At 72.6% G+C, this 20,032-nt stretch carries 2 protein-coding genes and 2 pseudogenes; all 4 read right to left on the bottom strand.

What is annotated here, in order from left to right:
* Window positions 1-15: 15 nt before the first annotated feature.
* Window positions 16-12,753: a type I polyketide synthase gene (locus ACFYTE_RS35725; RefSeq protein WP_388719698.1), complete on the bottom strand. Its 12,738-nt coding sequence runs from the start codon at window positions 12,751-12,753 to the stop codon at window positions 16-18.
* 9 nt (window positions 12,754-12,762) lie between these two features.
* Window positions 12,763-13,428, bottom strand: a pseudogene (locus ACFYTE_RS35720) (alcohol dehydrogenase catalytic domain-containing protein); the annotation flags it as partial.
* A 117-nt stretch (window positions 13,429-13,545) separates the two neighbouring features.
* A pseudogene (locus tag ACFYTE_RS35715) lies at window positions 13,546-17,046 on the bottom strand (type I polyketide synthase); the annotation flags it as partial.
* 121 nt (window positions 17,047-17,167) lie between these two features.
* Window positions 17,168-20,023, bottom strand: a complete 2,856-nt coding sequence (locus ACFYTE_RS35710) for an SDR family NAD(P)-dependent oxidoreductase (protein WP_388719695.1) — start codon at window positions 20,021-20,023, stop codon at window positions 17,168-17,170.
* Window positions 20,024-20,032 lie beyond the last annotated feature (9 nt).

The raw sequence follows: 20,032 nt of genomic DNA, 5'->3' as shown, positions 1-20,032 counted from the left end.
CATCGTGACCTCCGGTCATTCGGCCCTCAGCGCGATATCGACGAGTTCGCCGACATCCGCCGCGAGCAGGAGTTCTTCCTCTTCTCGCCGGTCGACCACGGGTTCGTCGCCGTCACGGGCCAGTTCGAGCAGCGCGTCCAGCAGCCGGGCCTTCCGCAGCTTCTCCAGCGGGATCGAGCCGAGCGCCGCGCGCACCGCCGCCTCCGACACCTCCGCCGGTTCGGGAACCTCGGCCTCACCGAAGAACGTGCCCACGTAGCGCGCAAGCCGCGCGACGGTCGGATGGTCGAAAACGACGCTGGTGGGCAGCACGGCACCGGTCCTGGCCTTCAGCAGGTTGCGTAATTCGACGGCCGTCAGCGAGTCGAAACCCAGCTCGCTGAAGGGCTGGTCCACATCGATCCGCACACCCGAGCCGTGGCCCAGCACAGCCGCGGCGGTTTCGCCGACCAGCTCGGTCAGCAGCTCCTCCCGGTCCGCACCGGGCAGTGCCGCCAGCCGCTGCCGCAGTTCGTCCCGCCCGTGGCGCGTATTGTCGGCGGCTCGCCGCAGCGCTCCGCCCGCCAGCGACCGCCACAGGGGCGCGAGGTCGTGCTGGGCGCGCAGAGCGCGCATGTTCAGCCGGGTCAGCACCAGCAGTGGGAACCCGGTGGCGACGGCCCGGTCGAACAGGTCCATGCCCTGCAGAGCCGACAACGGCGGCATCGGCGACCGTGCGATGCGGCGCAGGTCGGTCCTCGACAGCGAACCGACCATGCCGATCTCGGTGGTCCATGCGCCCCAGGCCATCGAGAGCCCGGCCAGGCCCTCGCGGCGGCGGCGCTGCATCAGGGCGTCCAGGAACACGTTGGCGGCAACGTAGTTGGCCTGTCCCGGGTTGCCCAGCTGCCCGGCGACGGAGGAGAACACCGCGAACAGCGAGAGATCCAGGTCCCGGGTCAGCTCGTGCAGGTGCCAGGCCGCGTCCACCTTCGGTGCCAGCACCCGGTCCAGCCGGTCCTGCGACTGCGCCCCGAGCACCCCGTCGTCGAGGACGCCGGCCGTGTGCACCACACCGGTGAGCGGATGCTCCGGCGACACCGAGGCGAGCACCCCGGCCAGTGCCTGCCGATCGGTCACGTCACACGCTGCGACGGTCACCTCCGCGCCCTGCGCCGTCAACTCCTCGACCAGGTCCGCGGCCCCAGGGGCGTCCGCGCCGCGGCGGCTGACCAGCAGCAGGTGCCGGACGCCGCGCTCGGCGACGAGGTGGCGGGCGAGCACACCGCCCAGGCCACCGGTCCCGCCGGTCAGCAGGACGGTGCCCGCGCCGTCGAGGTCCTGCGGGACGGTCAGGACGAGCTTGCCGACGTGCTTGGCCTGGCTCATGAACCGGAACGCATCCGGTGCCCGGCGCACATCCCAGCCCGTGACCGGCAGCGGCTGCAACGCGCCGGCCTCGAACAGCGTCACCAGCTCCCGCAGCATCTCCTGGATCCGGTCGGCGCCCGCGTCCATCAGGTCGAAGGCGTGGTAACTCAGCGGCCGGTCGCGGAAGTCCTCCGGAGAACGGATGTCGGTCTTGCCCATCTCCAGGAACCGCCCGCCCGGAGCCAGCAGATCCACCGACGCGTCCACGAACTCCCCCGCGAGCGAGTTCAGGACGACGTTGACACCCGCGTCCCGGAAGGTCTCGTGGAAGCCGAGGTCGCGCGAAGAGGCCAGCCGCTCGACCGGGACTCCCCACTCCCGCAGGACACCCCACTTGCCCTCACTCGCCGTGGCGTAGACCTCCGCGCCCCGGTGCTGTGCGAGCTGGATCGCCGCCAGGCCGACACCGCCCGCGCCGGCGTGCACCAGGACCGACTCACCGGGGCCCGTCCCGGCAAGATCCACCAGGCCGTAGAAGGCGGTCAGGAACACGATGGGCACCGACGCCGCGGTCGCGAACGACCAGCCCGTCGGCACCTCGGCCAGCAACCGCCGGTCCGTGACGGCCATCGGGCCGAACGCCCCCGAGACGAGGCCCATGACCCGGTCGCCGGGCCGCAGATCGGACACCCCGGGGCCGACCTCGGTGACCACACCCGCGACCTCGCCGCCCAGCGGGCCCTGCGCACGCACGTCGGGCACCATGTCCAGCGCGTTGAGCACGTCCCGGAAGTTCAGGCCCGCGGCGTGCACCCGGATGCGAACCTGCCCGGAGGCCAAGGGATCCTCGGTCTCGGGGCACGGCAGCAGGGCCAGGTTCTCCAGCGCACCCTTGCCCGTCGAGTCGAGCCGCCACGGGGTGTCCGGCGGCATCGCCAGCTCGTCGGCCGGGCCGACCCTGGTGAGCCGATGCGCGAGGAGCTGTCCGTCGCGCAGCGCCAGTTGCGGCTCGTCCGACGCCAGGACGCGGCCCAGCACCACGGCGTCGAGCGTGCTGCCCGAGCCGGTGTCGAGCAGCACGATCCGGCCGGGGTTCTCGGTCTGCGCCGAGCGCACCAGTCCCCACGCCGCGGCGGCAGCCAGGTCCGCCACCGTTTCGCCGGGCTGCGCGGCGATCGCGCCCCGTGTCGTCACCACCAGCGGGATCGACTCGAAGCGGTCCTGGCTCAGCCAGTACTGCAGCTGGCGCAGCACCCAGCCGCTCAGCTCGTGCGTGGACTCGACCACCCGGTCCGCGTCACCGGAAACGGCCAGCACGACCGCGTCCGGCGCCGGCAGGCCGTCGTCGAGGGCCGCGGCGACCGCGTCCACTCCGGTGTGGTCCTCGCCGGCCCGACCGACGGCCAGCCAATGCGCCGGCGAAGCCCCGGCCGGGAGGGTGGCGTCGACCCACTCCGTCCTCAGCAGTGTCCGGTCACCGGTGCCGGCGCCCAGCTCGCCGGCCGGCACCGGCCGCACCGCCATCGAGCCGACCGAGAGCACCGGCGCCCCGGTGCTGTCGGCGACCGCTATCGTGACCTCGTCCTGACCCGTCCGCGTCAACGCCACCCGCAGCTGTGCCGCACCCGAGGCGCGGAGCACGACGCCGCCGAAGCTGAATGGCAGCCCGCCGGTCCCGGCGGAGCCCAGCTCCGCGAAGGCCGTCGCGTGCTGCGCGGCGTCGAGCAGCGCCGGGTGGATCCCGAACGACTCGGCCGAATCGCGTGCGGACTCGGGCAGCTCGACCTCGGCGAAGATCTGGCCATCCCTCCGCCAGACCCTGCGCAGCCCCTGGAAAACGGGGCCGTACCGGAGGAAACCGCCTTCGCGCAGCTGCTCGTAGAACCCCTCGGTGTCCACGTGCGTCACGCCGGCCGGAGGCCAGGCCCGCTCAAGGATGCCGAACAGGTCGTGCCCACCGCCTCCCGGCGGGACGGCGCCCACGAACCCGGTGGCGTGGCAGGTCCAGGCATCTTCTCCGTCGGGGCGCGTGTAGACGGCCACACTCCGCCGCGGCGCCTCGTCCTCGCTGTCGCCGACCACCACCTGCATCTGCACTCCGCCGTGGGCGGGCAGCACCAGCGGCGCCTCCAGGACCAGCTCGTCGAGGCGGTCGCACCCGACGCTGTCGCCGGCCCGGATGACCAGCTCCACAAAACCGGTTCCCGGGAACACCACCGACTCCCGCACCGCGTGATCAGCCAGCCACGGATGCGTCCGCACCGACAGGCGGCTGGTGAAGACCACCGCGTCCGATTCGGGCGAAGGCACCATCGCGCCCAGCAGCGGATGCTCCGCGTCGGTCAGCCCCGCCGCCGACACGTCGGCCGGGCCACTCGCGAACTCGGGCCAGTACCGCTGATGCTGGAACGCGTACGTCGGCAACGCGACCCGCGCCGCACCCCGTCCGGTGAACGCAGGGGTCCAGTCCACTGCCACACCGTGCGCATACGCCTGGGCCACCGCGAGCACCATCCGCTGCGGAGTCCCTTCGTCGCGGCGCAACGTGCCCACCACAGCCACCGCGGCCCCGCGCTCGTCGACGATGTCCTGCACCGCGGGCACCAGCACCGGATGCGGACTCACCTCGACCACCGCGCCGTGCCCGGCCGCCAGCGCCGCGGAGAGCGCTTCCTCGAACCGCACGGCGTTGCGCAGGTTCCGGTACCAGTACCCGGCGTCCCAGCCGGCCGTGTCCGCCACCTCCCCGGTCACCGAGGAGTAGACCGGGATCGCGGATGACGCCGGCGTGATCGGCGCGAGATCGGTCAGCAACCGCTGCTCGATCCGCTCCACCGACGGTGAGTGCGAGGCGTAGTCGACGGCGATCCTGCGCGCCTGGATCTCGTCGTCCCGGCAGTCGGCCAACAGCCGGTCCACGGCCTCCGCGCCTCCGGCGACGACCACCGACGTGGGCCCGTTGACCGCCGCCACCGAGATTCCCGGCCGCTCCGCGAGCAGGTCCTCGGCACGGGCAGCGGAGACCGGCAGGGCCACCATCCCGCCGTCCCCGGCGAGTGTGTCCGCGATCGCCCGGCTGCGCAACGCCACCACCCGCGCCCCATCCGCCAAGGACAGACCACCGGCCACACACGCGGCGGCGATCTCGCCCTGGGAGTGGCCCACCACGGCCGCGGGCTCGACGCCGAACGACCGCCACACCGCGGCCAGCGACACCATCACCGCCCACAGCACCGGCTGCACCACATCGACGCGCTCCAACGCCGCCTCGTCACCGAGCGCCTGCTCCAGCGACCAGTCCACGAACGGGTCCAAGGCCCTCGCGCACTCCCACATCGACTCGGCGAACACCGGGGACTGCGGGTACAGGTCCTGCGCCATGCCGAGCCACTGCGCGCCTTGGCCGGGGAACACGAACACGGCCTGGTTCCCGGTCCGCACGGTCCCCCGCACCACGGCCGGCGCGGGCTCACCGGCAGCGGCGGCGCGCAGCCCTGCGACGAGTTCGTCCCGATCACCGCCCACCACGACGACCCGATGGTCGAACGCGGTCCGCGAGCCGACGAGCGAGTGCCCGATGTCCACGGGACGCAGTGCGGGATCCGCCTCGACGAACTCCAGTAGTCGCTCCGCCTGCGCCCGCACCGCTTCCTCGGTCCTGCCCGAGAGCACCCACGGCACCACCCCGTCGGTGCCGGCGGCGGCCGGGTGCGCAGGCGAGTCGGCGGGGGCTTCGAGGATCAGGTGCGCGTTGGTCCCGCTCACGCCGAACGAGGACACCCCGGCCCGGCGCGGATGGCCGTGCTCCGGCCACGGCATCGCCTCGGCGAGCAGCCGCACGTTGCCCTCGGACCAGTCCACCTGGCTGGTCGGCTCGGCCAGGTGGAGCGTCTTCGGCAACACGCCGTGCCGCAGCGCCAGCACCATCTTGATCACACCACCGACACCCGCGGCGGCCTGCATGTGCCCGATGTTCGACTTCAACGACCCCAGCCACAACGGCTGGTCCTCGGGCCGGTCCCGACCGTAGGTTGCCAGTACCGCCTGCGCCTCGATCGGATCACCCAGCTTCGTCCCGGTGCCGTGCGCCTCGACCACGTCCACGTCCGAAGCGGACAGACCGGCCGCGGCGAGGGCCTGCCGGATCACCCGCTGCTGAGACGGACCGTTCGGCGCCGTCAAACCGTTCGACGCACCGTCCTGATTCACCGCGCTCGACCGCAGCACCGCCAGCACCTCATGACCGTTGCGGCGCGCGTCCGACATCCGCTCCAGCACCACCACACCGACACCCTCGGACCACCCGGTACCGTCCGCGTCGTCCGAGAACGACTTGCACCGGCCGTCCTCGGCCAGGCCGCCCTGGATACTGAACCCGACGAAGGTGTCCGCCGCCGCCATGACCGTCACCCCGCCGGCCAACGCCAGTGAGCACTCGCCGGCGCGCAATGCCTGCGCCGCCAGGTGCATCGCCACCAGCGACGAGGAACACGCCGTGTCCACACTCACCGCGGGACCTTCCAAGCCCAGCGTGTAAGCGATCCGCCCGGAGATCACACTGCCCGCACCACCGGTGAGCGCATGGCCCCGCAGTTGTTCGTCGGCCCGGGAAACCAGCTCCAGATACCCGGACTGGTAGGCGCCGGCGAACACGCCGGTCGAGCTGCCGGCCAGCGAGGTCGGATCGATTCCCGCCTGCTCCAGCGCCTCCCAGGACACTTCGAGCAGCAACCGCTGCTGCGGATCCGTGGCCAGCGCCTCACGCGGCGAGATCCGGAAGAACGCCGCGTCGAAGTCGGCGACCTCGTCGAGGAACCCTCCCTCACCCGTCGCCGACGTCCCGGAACCGGGACCGTCCGTGCCCACCAGCGTGTCCAGGTCCCAGCCACGGTCGACCGGGAACGGTGTGATGCCGTCCGCCCCGGCGGCCACCAGCCGCCAGAGCGCATCCGGGCTCGACACCCCGCCCGGGAACCGGCACGCCATGCCCACCAGCACGATCGGATCGTCGGCGGCCGGCACCAACGCCGGCACGACCGACGGTTCGGCCGATTCCGTCACGCCGAACCGGCCGGCGAGGTGGTCCACGAGGCGATTCGCTGTGGGGTAGTCGAACACCAGGCTCGCGGGCAGCGCGACCCCGGTCGCCGCCTGCAACCGGTTGCGCAGTTCCACCGCCGTCAGCGAGTCGAAGCCCAGCTCGCTGAACGGCTGGTCGCTCTCGATCTCCGCGCTCGACCCGTGGCCCAGCACGGCCGCGGACGAGTCACGGACGAGGCCGAGCAGCATCTCTCGGCGGTCCACCTCGGACAGTGCGGCGAGCCGGTCCCGCAGTTCTCCGGAGATCGCGGTGTCGTCCCGCATTGCGGTCAGTGCCGCTTCGGCCTCCGGGAGCCCGGACAGCAAGGCGCTCGACCGCGCGGCGGTGAACACGGGCGCGAACCGCGCCCAGTCCAGGTCCGCGACGACGATCGCGGTCTCGTCGTCGTGCACCGCACGCTGCAACGCGGCGACCGCCAGCTCGGGCCGCATCGGCACGACCCCGAGCAGGCGGAGCTGCTCGCGTTGCGCGGCAGCCGGATCGCTCAGCGCCCCGACCTGGTCCCACGAACCCCATGCAATCGCGGTCGCGGTGCGTCCCGCCGCCCTGCGGTGGCGGGCCAGCGAGTCCAGGTACGCGTCGGCCGCCGCGAATCCGGCCTGCCCGCCGCTGCCCCAGACGCCTGCACCGGAGCCGAACAGCACGAACGCGTCGAGCTCCAGCTCGCGGGTGAACGCGTCCAAGTGGTGCGCGCCGTGGACCTTGGCCCGTACCTGCTGGTCGAGGTCGTCGGCGGTCGCCGAGGTGAGCGCACGGTCTTCGCTCACGACACCGGCCGCGTGCACGACGGTCCGCAGTGGCCACTCCTCCGGGATGCCCGCCACCACCTCGGCCAGCGCCTGCCGGTCCGTCACGTCGCAGGCGGCGACGGTGACCCGGGCGCCGGCGACCTCCAGCTCCAGCCGCAGCGCGTCCGCGCCCTCGGCGTCGAGACCACGGCGGCTCACGAGCACGACGTGCTCCGCGCCGCGCTCGACCAGCCATCGCGCCGCGTACGCACCCAGCTCACCGGTGCCCCCGGTGACCAGCGCCGTCCCGGACGTCGTCCACGACGGCGCACGGGATCCGGTCACCGGCGCGTGAACGAGCCGGCGACCGAACACACCTGCCGGGCGCACCGCGATCTGGTCCTCGCCGGTCGTCCCCGGCAGCGCGGCGGCCAGCCAGCGCGCGCTGCGCGGATCGAGCACCTCGGGCAGATCAGCCAGCCCGCCCCACAGCGCGGGCAGTTCGAGTGCGGCGACCCGGCCCAGGCCCCACACCCCGCCCTGTGCCGGGGAGGTCACCGGGTCGTGGGGCCCGACGGACATCGCGCCGCGGGTGACCACCCAGATCCGGGCGGCGAGGCCGCTGTCCAGCACGGCTCGCAGCAACGAGGTCGTCGCCGCCAGTCCGGCGGTGATGCCCGGCTCCAGGACGGCGGCCAGCGACACCACACCGGTCACTCCGGCAGCGCAGTCACCGGCTTCCTTCAGCCGCTCGGTCAGCTCGGCCCCGCTGTGGTCGAGCACGAGTGTGCTCGCGCCCAGGGCCTCCGCCACCTCCGCCGCCCAGGCGTCGTCGTGCGCGCCTTCCGGGACCACGACCAACCACTGTCCGGTCGTCGGCGCTCCCGCGACGGCCAGCCGTTTCCACACCTCTCGGTAGCGCCAGCCGTTCACAAGGGACTGTTCGTGCCGGCGGGCCCGCCACGAAGCCAGCGCGGGCACGACCGGCGCCACGACGCCGCCGTCGAGTCCCAGCGTCGTGGCCAGGCCTTGCACGTCCTGGTGTTCGACCGACGCCCAGAACCGCCGGTCCGCCTGGTCCTCGGACGGTTCCGGGGCGGCCCGCACCTTGTCGGGCCAGTACCGCTGGTGCTGAAAGGCGTACGTCGGCAGCGGAACCCGGACAGCGCCACGACCGGCGAACGCCGCAGTCCAGTCCACTGCCACACCGTGGGCAGCCAACTGCCCGATCGCCGACAGCACCAGGCCCGAGTCGCACTGCCCGCCGGACTTCTGCCGGCGCAGCATCGGCACGGCGGCCACAGCCGAACTGTCCTGCGCCAACCCGCAGAGCGCACCATCCGGGCCCAGCTCGACCATCGTGGTGACACCCTGCTCGCCCAGCCACCGCACGCCGTCGGCGAAGCGCACCGCCGACCGCACCTGCCGCACCCAGTACTCCGGCGAACACAGCTCTTCGTCGCACGCCCGCACCCCCGTCTCGTTCGACACCACGGGAATCCGCGGCGGCGCAAACCGCACCGATCCCAGAACCTGCCGGAAGTCCTCCAGCATCGGATCCATCAACGCCGAGTGGAACGCGTGCGACACCCGCAGCCGCGACACCCGGGCATCGCACTGCGAAGCCAGGCTCAGCACCTGGTCGACATCGGCCTGCGGCCCCGACACCACGACCGAATCCGCGGTGTTGACCACCGCCACCGACACCGTCTCCGGTAGCAGTCCGGCGATCTCCGCCTCGGACATCCCGACCGCGGCCATCGCCCCGCCGGACGGCAGCGCCTGCATCAACCGCGCCCGCGCCGCCACCACCCGACACGCATCGGCCAACGACCACACCCCGGCGACGTAGGCCGCCGTGACCTCACCGATCGAATGTCCCAGCAGATAGTCCGGGGTCGTCCCGAACGCCCGCAGCACCTCGAACAACGCCGCCTCGACCGCGAACAACGCCGGCTGAGCCCAGCCCGTCTCGTTGATCAGCTCCGCGTCATCGCCCCACATCACCTCGCACAACGGCCGGTCCAACAACGGATCCAGCTCCGCACAGACCTCGTCCAACGCCGCCGCGAACACCGGCGACTCCTCGTAGAGCCCACGCGCCATGCCGACCCGCTGCGCACCCTGCCCCGTGAACAGCGCACCCAGCCGGTGCCCGCTGCGGGCCGTGCCCCGTACGACACCGGGCGCACCGCCGGCGACCGCACGCACTCCGCTGATCAGCTCCTCCCGGTCGCCGCCCACCACCACGGCCCGGTGGTCGAACGCGGTACGCGAGGTGACCAGCGACCAGCCGACGTCGACGGGACGCACCGAGGGCGCGCCCTCCACGTACTCCAGCAACCGGGCGGCCTGCGCCCGCACCGCCTCGTCCGACCGGCCCGACAGCACCCACGGCACCACACCGTCGGCACCGACCACACCGGTACCCGGCGCGGCCTCGTGCGGCGCGCCGGTTTCGGCCGGGGCCTCAAGGATGACGTGGGCGTTCGTGCCGCTGACGCCGAACGACGACACCCCGGCCCGGCGCGGATGCCCGTCCTCCTGCCACGGGACGGCGTCGGTCAGCAGCCGCACCTCGCCCCGCGCCCAGTCCACCTGCGTGGTCGGCCGCTCGGCGTGCAGGGTCTTCGGCAGCACTCCGTGGCGCAGCGCCAACACCATCTTGATCACACCCGCGACACCAGCGGCCGCCTGCGCGTGCCCGATGTTCGACTTCAACGAGCCCAGCCACAACGGACGGTCTTCCGGCCGATCCTGACCGTACGTCGCCAGCAGCGCGTCGGCCTCGATCGGATCACCCAGCCGCGTCCCGGTGCCATGCGCTTCCACCGCATCCACGTCCGAAGCGGACAGACCGGCCGCGGCGAGGGCCTGCCGGATCACCCGCTGCTGAGACGGACCGTTCGGCGCCGTCAAACCGTTCGACGCACCGTCCTGATTCACTGCGCTCGAACGGAGAACCGCGAGCACCTCATGACCGTTGCGGCGGGCGTCCGACAGCCTCTCCATCACCACCACGCCCACGCCTTCGGACCAGCCGGTCCCGTTCGCGGTCTCGGCGAAGGACCTGCACCGGCCGTCCGCGGACAGCCCGCCCTGCATCGTGAACCCGACGAACGCCTCCGGCGTGGCCATCACCGTGACACCACCGGCGAGCGCCAGCGAGCACTCACCGGCGCGCAGAGCCTGCGCCGCCAGGTGCATGGCGACCAGCGACGAGGAGCACGCCGTGTCCACACTCACCGCCGGCCCCTCAAGACCGAGCGTGTAGGCGACCCGGCCCGAGATCACGCTTGTCGCGCCGCCGGTGATCTGGTGTCCCCGCAGCTGGTCGTCGGACCGGGCGACCAGTTCGCCGTAGCCCATCTGGTAGGCGCCGGTGAACACCCCCGTCCGGCTGCCCGCCAGCGTTTCGGGGAGGATGCCCGCCTGCTCAAGCGCCTCCCACGAGACCTCCAGCAGCAACCGCTGCTGCGGGTCCGTCGCCACCGCCTCGCGGGGCGAGATCCGGAAGAACGGCGCGTCGAACTCGTCGGCGCCCGTGAGGAAGCCGCCTTCGCCGGTGGCCGACATGCCGGTCCGGTCCGGGCCCACCAGCTCGTCCAGGTCCCAGCCGCGATCGACCGGGAACGGGCCGATCCCGTCCCCCGCCTCACTGACGAGCCGCCAGAGGTCGTCCGGACCCGTGACCCCGCCCGGGAGCCGGCACGCCATCCCGACCAGCACGATCGGCTCGGTGGCCACGGACACCGGCTCCGGCACGGCGGTCGGCCCCGTCGTGTGCGGGTCGCCGAACCGGTCCGCCAGGTGCCCGGCGAGCCGGGTGACGGTCGGGTGGTCGAACACCACGCCGGCCGCCAGGTCGATCCCGGTCCTGGCCTGGATCAGGTTCCGCAGCTCGACGGCGGTCAGCGAGTCGAACCCCAGGTCGCTGAAGAGCCGGGCCGGATCGATCCCGGCACCCGAGCTGTGTCCCAGCACCGTGGCGGCGGATTCGCGGACCAGCTCCGCCAGCGCCCGCTCACGGTCCGCTGTGGACATCGACGCGAGCTGCCCGCCCAGTCCCCTGCCGGCAAAGCGGCGGTTCGCGGCGCGCCTGCGCCCGCCCGCCAGCGTGCGCCACACGGGCAGGTCGTGCTGCTTGCGCAGTGCCGGCAGATTCAGGCGGGCGAGTCCCAGTACCGGCTGCGCGGAACACGCCGCCCGGTCGAACAGGTCCATGCCCTGCTCCCTGGTCAGTGGTGGCATCGCCGAACGCGCGAGCCGCTTCAGGCCGGTCCGCGACAAGGCGCCGGCCATGCCTATCTCGGTGGTCCACGGCCCCCACGCCATCGACAGTCCGGGCAGCCCGAGGTCCCGCCGCCGCTGCATCAGCGCGTCCAGGAACGAGTTGCCCGCCGCGTAGTTCGCCTGGCCGCCGCTGCCGAGCATGCCGCTGAGCGACGAGAACACCAGGAACAGCGAGAGATCCAGGTCCCGGGTCAGCTCGTGCAGATGCCAGGCCGCGTCCACCTTCGGCGACAGGACCCGGTCCACCTGGTCCTGTGACAGGGAGCCGAGCACCCCGTCGTCGACCACCCCCGCTGTGTGCACCACACCGGTCAGCGGATGCTCCGGGGTGACGGACGCGAGCGCGTCCGCCAACACCCGCCGATCCGTCACGTCACACGCGGCCACCGTGACCTCGGCGCCGTGGCGGGCCAGCTCGGCGACCAGCTCCGCTGCTCCCGGGGCATCCGGGCCGCGGCGGCTCAGCAGCATCAGGTGCCGGACACCGTGCTCGCCGACCAGATGCCGCGCCACCACAGCGCCCAGAGCGCCGGTGCCGCCGGTGATCACCACGGTGCCCGCGACGTCCGGCTCGTGCGGCACGGTCAGTACCAGCTTGCCGATGTGCCTGGCCTGGCTCATGAACCGGAACGCCTCCGGCGACTGCCGCACGTCCCACGTGGTCACCGGCAGCGGCCGCAGGACGCCGGCTTCGAACAGGCCGACCAGCTCGCGCAGCATGCGCTGGACGCGCTCGGCGCCGGCGTCGGTCAGGTCGAAGGCGTGGTAGCTCAGGCCGGGGTACCGGTCCGTGAGGCTCTCGGCCGAACGGACGTCGGTCTTGCCCATCTCCACGAACCGGCCGCCGGACGCGAGCACGTCCAGCGAGGCGTCCACGAACTCCCCCGCCAGAGAGTTGAGCACAACATCGACGCCCCGTCCGGCGGTGGCGGTGCGGAAAGCCTCGCGAAAGCCCAGATCCCGCGAGGACGCGAGGCGGTCCGGCCGGACACCCCACTCACGCAGGACGTCCCACTTACCCTCGCTCGCAGTGGTGTAGACCTCCGCACCGAGGTGCCGCGCGACCTGGATCGCCGCCAGACCCACTCCACCGGCACCCGCGTGCACCAGGACCGACTCCCCGGTGCGAAGGCCCGCGAGATCGGCCAGGCTGTAGTAGGCCGTGAGGAACACGATCGGCACGGAGGCGGCCGTGGTGAACGACCATCCGTCCGGCACCACCGTCAGGAGCCGGTGATCGGTCACCGCGACACGCCCGAACCCGCCGGGGACCAGGCCCATCACGCGGTCGCCCACGCGCAGGCCGGTCACACCAGGGCCGGTCTCGGTGACCACGCCCGCCGCCTCGCCGCCCAGCGGTCCCGCCTTGCCGGGGTACATCCCCAGCGCGTTGAGCACATCGCGAAAGTTCAGGCCGGCCGCGTGCACCCGGATCCGGACCTGCCCGCTCTCCAGCGGCTCAGCCGCTTCGGGGCACGGCAGCAACGCGAGGTTCTCCAGCATGCCTTTCTCGGTGGACTCAAGCCGCCACGGCGTGTCCCGCGGCGCGGCCAGCTCGTCGGCCGGTCCGGTTCTCGTCAGCCGGGCCGCGAGGAGCTGCCCTTTCCGCACCGCCAGCTGCGGCTCGCCGGCGGCCAGGACCTGACCCAGCACGTCGGCGTCCACGGCGGAGTCGGCGTCGAGCAGGACGAAGCGGCCGGGGTGTTCCGTCTGCGCCGACCGCACCAGGCCCCACACCGCCGCGGCGGCCAGGTCGCGCACCGGCTCCCGCTCCACGGCGATCGCACCCGAGGTCGCGACCACCAGCGGGATCGAGGCGAACCGGTCGTCCGACAGCCACTGCTGCAGTTGCCGCAGCACATGGCCCGTCAGCTCGTGTGTGGAAGCGACCACTGCCTCCGAGTCGCCGGAAACCGCCAGCACCACCGCCTGGGACCCGGCGCCGGCCGCCACGGCGGTCACGTCGGCGGGATCCGCGATCAGCCACTCGTCCACCGCGGCGGCGGTGCCGGTGATCGCGGTCCACTCCGGCTTCAGCACAGTGCCGACGTCACCGGCGGTGAGGCTGCCGGCGGCCAGCGGCCGCACGGCGAGCGAGCCGATGGACAGCACGGGCGACCCGGTGCCGTCCGCGACCGCGAGGGTGACCTCGTCCGAACCCGTCCGGGTCAGCGCCACCCGCAACCGCGAGGCGCCCGAGGCCCGCAGCACGACGTCGGCGAAGCTGAACGGCAGCCAGCCGACCCCGGCCGACTCCAGGTCCGCGAAGACCATCGCGTGCAATGCCGCGTCCAGCAGAGCGGGGTGGATTCCGAACGACTCCGCCGAACCGCGGCCGGGCTCGGGCAGCTCGATCTCGGCGAGGATCCGGTCGCCGTCCCGCCATGCCTCGCGCAGACCCCGGAACGCCGGTCCGTAGGCGAACTCACCGCCGTCGAGCCGCTCATAGAACCGCTCGGTGTCCAGGGGCGCCGCGCCCGCCGTGGGCCACTGCCGACCGAGCACGTCGAACAGAGCGTCGTCCGCGGGCCCGGTCGCGGCCGTGCTCACGGTGCCTGTGGCGTGCCGGGTCCAGGTCTCTTCGCCGTCCGGCCGGGCGTACACCGCGACAGCGCGCCGGTGCGCATCCTCCTCGCCGACGACGACCTGAAGCTGCGCTCCGCCTTGCGCGGGCAGGACGAGCGGAGTCTCCAGCACCAGTTCGTCGAGCCGGTCACAGCCGGCGCTGTCGCCCGCTCGGATCACCAGCTCCACGAGACCGGCGCCGGGGAACATCACGGCACCACGCACCATGTGATCCCCGAGCCAGGGGTGGGTGCGCACCGAGAGCCGGCTGGTGAACACGAGCCCGTCCGTCTGTGGCAACGGCAGCATCGCCCCCAGCAGCGGATGCTCCGCCGCCGTCAGGCCGGCCGCCGACACGTCGGCCGAACCGCTGGAGGTGTGCCAGTACCTCTGGTGCTGGAAGGCGTAGGTCGGCAGCGGCACCCGCGTGGCGTCACGGCCGGCGAACAGCGTGGTCCAGTCCACTTCGACGCCCTGCGCGCACAGGTGGGCCAACGCCGACGCCAGGGTCCGAACGTCACCCTGTTCGCGGCGCAGCAATGGCACGACGACCGTCTCCGGCGGGCAGCTCTGCCGCGCCAGGCCCGACAGCACACCGTCCGGCCCCAGCTCGACCAGCGCCGTTACACCCTGCTCGCCCAACCAGCGCACGCCATCGGCGAACCGCACCACCGCCCGCACCTGACGGGTCCAGTACTCCGGCGAACACAACTCCTCGTCCGTCGCCCGGACCCCTGTCAGGTTCGACACCACCGGAATCCGCGGCGGCGCGAAGCTCACCGACTCCAGAACCTGCTGGAAACCCGCCAGCATCGGCTCCATCAACGACGAATGGAACGCGTGCGACACCCGCAACCGCGACACCCGATGTCCCTGCCCGGACACGACCTCGACGACACCGTCCACGGCTTGCCGCGGCCCGGAGATCACCACCGAATCCGCGGTGTTGACCGCCGCGACCGACACGCTCTCCGGCAGCAACTCGACAACGTCGGCCTCCGGCAACGAAATCGCTGCCATCGCCCCACCCGGAGGCAGCGCTTGCATCAACCGCGCCCGCGCGGCCACCACCCGGCACGCGTCACCGAGCGACCACACACCCGCGATGTAGGCCGCCGTCACCTCACCGATCGAATGCCCCAGCAGAAAATCCGGAGTCACGCCGAACGCGCTCAACACCTCGAACAACGCCGCCTCGACCGCGAACAACGCCGGCTGCGCCCAACCGGTCTCGTTGATCAGCTCCGCGTCATCACCCCACATCACCTCACGCAACGGCCGATCCAGCAACGGATCCAACTCGGCGAGAACCCCGTCCAGCGCGGCGGCGAACACCGGCGACTCCCCATAGAGCCCACGCGCCATCCCGACCCGCTGCGCACCCTGCCCCGTGAACAACACACCCAGTTGGTTGTCCTCGGCCGCTGTGCCCAGCGTCGTGCCCGGAGCGGATTCACCGGACGCGACAGCCCTCAGCCCGGTCAGCAGTTCGTCGCGCTCGTTGCCCAGCAGTACGGCGCGGTGTTCGAACATCGCCCGCGTGGTGACCAGCGACCAACCCACGTCGACCGGACCCGGCGCCGGATCCCCGTCCAGATGTGCCAGCAGTTTCGCCGCCTGAGCGCGCACGGCGTCTTCGGTCTTCCCCGACAGGATCCAGGGCACCACGCCTGCGGCGCCGAAAACACCGGGGCCGGAGGGGCCCGCGGCGGGCGAGCCGGTGTCGGTGGGCGCTTCGAGGATCACATGCGCGTTCGTTCCGCTGACGCCGAACGACGACACCCCGACACGCCGGGGGTGGCCGCTTTCGGGCCAGGGCCGGGATTCGGTCAGCAGGCGCACGTCGCCCTGCGTCCAGTCGACCTGCGTGGTCGGCGCGTCCACGTGGAGCGTCTTCGGCAGCACTCCGTGCCGCAGCGCCATGACCATCTTGATCACGCCACCGACACCGGCGGCCGCCTGGGTATGGCCGATGTTGGACTTCAGCGAGCCGAGCCACAGCGGCCGTCCCTCGGGGCGGTCCTGACCATAGGTCGCCAGCAGCGCCTGCGCCTCGATCGGGTCACCCAGCCTCGTCCCTGTGCCGTGGGCTTCCACCGCGTCGATGTCCGAAGCGGACAGACCGGCGGCGGTCAGCGCCTGCCGGATCACGCGTTGCTGCGACGGCCCGTTAGGCGCGGTCAGGCCGTTGGAGGCACCGTCCTGGTTGATCGCGCTTGAGCGGAACACCGCCAGCGCCTCATGGCCGTGGCGGCGGGCGACGGACAGCCGCTCCATCACCACGATCCCGACACCCTCCGACCATCCCGTGCCGTCGGCGGCGTCGGCGAAGGACTTGCACCGGCCGTCGGTGGCGAGGCCGCCCTGCGCCGTGAACCCGACGAACGCGTCGGACGCGGCCATCACCGCGACCCCGCCGGCCAGCGCCAGCGTGCACTCCCCCGCCCTCAGCGCCTGGGCGGCCAGGTGCATCGAGACCAGGGACGAGGAGCAGCCGGTGTCCACGCTCACCGCGGGGCCCTCCAGCCCGAGGGTGTAGGAGACCCGGCCGGAGATCACACTCGGCGCGCCGCCGGTGATCTGGTGACCGCGCAGCTGCTCGTCGGCATGCGAGAGAAGTTCGTTGTAACCGGACTGGTAGACGCCGGCGAACACCCCGGTCCGGCTCCCGGCCAGCGACGTGGGATCGATCCCGGCGCGTTCCAGCGCCTCCCACGAGACCTCCAGCAACAGCCGCTGCTGTGGATCGGTCGCCAGCGCTTCCCGCGGCGACATCCGGAAGAACGCCGCGTCGAAGTCACCCGGCCCCTCAAGGAACCCGCCCTCGCCCGTCGCCGAGATCCCGGAACCGGGGCCGTCGGTGCCCAGCAGGGCATCGAGGTCCCAGCCTCGGTCCAGGGGGAACGGGCCGATGCCCTCGGCCCCGTTCGCGACCAGCCGCCACAGGTCCTCAGGCCCCCGCACACCGCCCGGGAACCGGCACGCCATCCCGACGAGGACGACCGGGTCGTGCGCCGCCTCGGTCAGGGCTTTGTTCTCCTGCTTCAGCCTTTTGTTGGCCAGCAGTGAAGCGCGCAAGGCCTCCGTCAGCTTGTCCACAGACGCAGTCATCGTGAGCTCCCGGTTCCGGTCAGTCTTCGCGCAGCGCGAGGTCGATGAGGTCGTCCGCGTTCGCGGCGAGCAGGGCCGTCTCGTCTTCGTCCGGCAGCGCCGGCGGCGCCGCGACGTCTTCGGCTTCCACGGCCGCACCCAGCTCCAGGACGCCGCTGAGGTAATGGGCCAGCCGGGCCGCCGTCGGATAGTCGAAGGCCACGCTGGCGGGCAGCGCGGCACCCGATTCCGATTGCAGCCGGTTGCGCAGCTCGACCGCGGTCAGCGAGTCGAAGCCCAGCTCGCTGAAGGGTTTCTCCCGCGGAATCTGCGTGCCCGAGCTGTGTCCGAGCACGACCGCGGCGGAACCGCGAACCAGCTCCAGCACCGCCCGCTCACGGTCCGCCTCGGACAGACCGGTCAGCCGGCCTCGCAACCCGCCGGGTGCTTCGGCGTCCTGCCCGCCACCGTTCAACGCCGCCTGGACCTCCGACAGGTCCGACAGGAGCGCACTCGGTCGCATCGCGGTGAACACCGGCGCGAACCGCGCCCAGTCCATGTCCGTGACCACGAGCGAGGTCTCGCCCTCCCGCACAGCGTGCTCCAACTGGCTGATCGCGAGCTCGGGCCGCATCGGCACCACGCCCAGTGCGGCCAGCTGGTCCCGTTGTGCCACACCCGAACCGCTCAGCATGCCGACCTGGTCCCATGCCCCCCAGGAGACCGACGTCGCGGTCCGGCCCTGCGAACGGCGGTGCAGCGCCAGCGCGTCGAGGAAAGCGTTGCCCGCGGCGTAACCCGCCTGCCCGCCGCTGCCCCACGCCGCCGCGCCGGAGGAGAACAGCACGAACGCGTCGAGGTCCAGGTCCCGGGTCAGCTCGTCCAGATGCCGTGCGCCGTCCACCTTGACCCGCACCGGCCATTCGAGCTGGTCCCGGGTCATCGACGGCAGTGGTGCCGTTTCGCCCACGACCCCCGCGGCGTGCACGACTGTCCGCAGTGGACGGTCTTCGGGAATGGCGGCGAGCACGTCGGCCAGCGCCGCTCGGTCGGCCACGTCGCACGCCTCCACCGTCACGTCGGCGCCGGCGGCCTCCAGTTGCAGCCGCAGCTGTTCCATGCCGTCGGCGTCGGGGCCACGCCGGCTCACCAGCACGACGTGTTCACTGCCCCGCTCCACCAGCCACCGGGCCACGTATGCGCCCAGCCCGCCGGTGCCACCGGTGACCAGCGCCGTCCCCGAGGTCGTCCACGATCCGGTGCGGGACCGGGGTGCCGGCGCGTGGACCAGCCGCCGGCCGAACAACCCGGACGGGCGCACGGCCACCTGGTCCTCACCCGAGGTGCCCGACATCACCGCGGTGACCAGGCGCCCGCTGCGCGTGTCCAGGATGTCGGGCAGGTCGACCAGACCGCCCCACAGGCCGGGCTGGTCCAGCGCGGCGACGCGGCCCAGGCCCCACGCGGCGCCCTGCCCCGGAGCCGTCACCGGATCCTGGCCGCCGACCGACACCGCGCCCCGAGTCGCCACCCACAGTGGCGGCGCACCGGTGTCGCGCAGTGCCCGCAGGAGAGCGATGGTGCTCGCGAGCGCGGTGGTCGTGTCCGGTTCCAGCGCTGCGGTGAGGGACAGCACGGCGGTCACCGGGACGTCGGCGTCGAGCGCGGCCCGCAGCCTGCCGCTCAACGCCGCATCGTCGCTGTGCTCCAGCACGAGAGTGTCCGCGCCGAGCACGGCAACCACGTCACTCACCCAGGCGTCGTCGCTCTTCCCCGCCGGGACCACGACCAGCCGGCGCCCGGAGGTCACCTGGAAGTGGCTGCCACCGAGTGGTTTCCACGTCTCCCGGTAGCGCCAGCCGTCGGCCGCGTTCTCGTCCCGGCGGCGGGCACGCCACGACGCCAGCGCCGGCACCATGGCCGCGACCACGCCGCTGTCCAGCCCGAGCGTCTCGGCCACCGACCGCACGTCCTGCTGTTCCACCGAGGCCCAGAACCGCTCGTCGGCCGGATCCACCGCGACCCGCGCGGCAAGCGGTTCCGGATCGGGCCAGTAGCGCTCGTGCTGGAACGCGTACGTGGGCAGCGGCACCCGCACGGCGTCCCGGCCCGCGAACACCTTGGACCAGTCCACCACGAGGCCGTAGGTGGAGGCCTGGGCGAGGGCCAGCACCATGCGGCGCAGGGACCCTTTGCCACGGCGGAGCGTGCCCGCGACGGGCACCGCGTCCTCACGACCGTCCACAATGTCCTGCACCGCTGGCACCAGCACCGGATGCGGGCTCACCTCCAGCACCACCCGGTCACCAGCGTCCAGCGCCGCCGTCAGCGCCTCCTCGAACCGCACCGTGCTCCGCAGGTTCCGGTACCAGTACCCCGCATCCCACTCCGCGGTGTCCGCCTGATCGCCCGTCACGGACGAAAAGACCGGGATCGCCGCGCGCCGCGGCGTGATCGGCGCCAGATCCGACAGCAACCGCTCCTCGATCCGCTCCACCAGCCGCGAATGCGACGCATAGTCCACCGCAATCCGCCGCGCCCGGACACCCCGCTCCTCACACTCCGCCAGCAGCCGCTCCAGAGCCCCGCTCTCGCCCGCGACCACCACCGACACCGGCCCATTGACCGCCGCCAGCGACACATCCGGATGCTCCGCAAGCAGATCACGCACCCGCCCGGCCGACATCGGCAAAGCCACCATCCCACCCGCACCGGCCAGAGAGTCCGCAATCGCCCGGCTGCGCAACGCCACCACCCGCGCCCCATCCGCCAACGACAGACCACCGGCCACACACCCTGCCGCGATCTCGCCCTGCGAATGCCCCACCACCGCAGCCGGCTCCACACCGAACGACCGCCACACCGCAGCCAACGACACCATCACCGCCCACAACACCGGCTGCAC

The organism is Streptomyces sp. NPDC004629, assembly GCF_042873595.1.
Classification (GTDB): domain Bacteria; phylum Actinomycetota; class Actinomycetes; order Streptomycetales; family Streptomycetaceae; genus Streptomyces.
The sequence above is the reverse complement of the archived record's forward strand: the minus strand, read 5'-3'. Positions and strand labels throughout refer to the sequence as shown.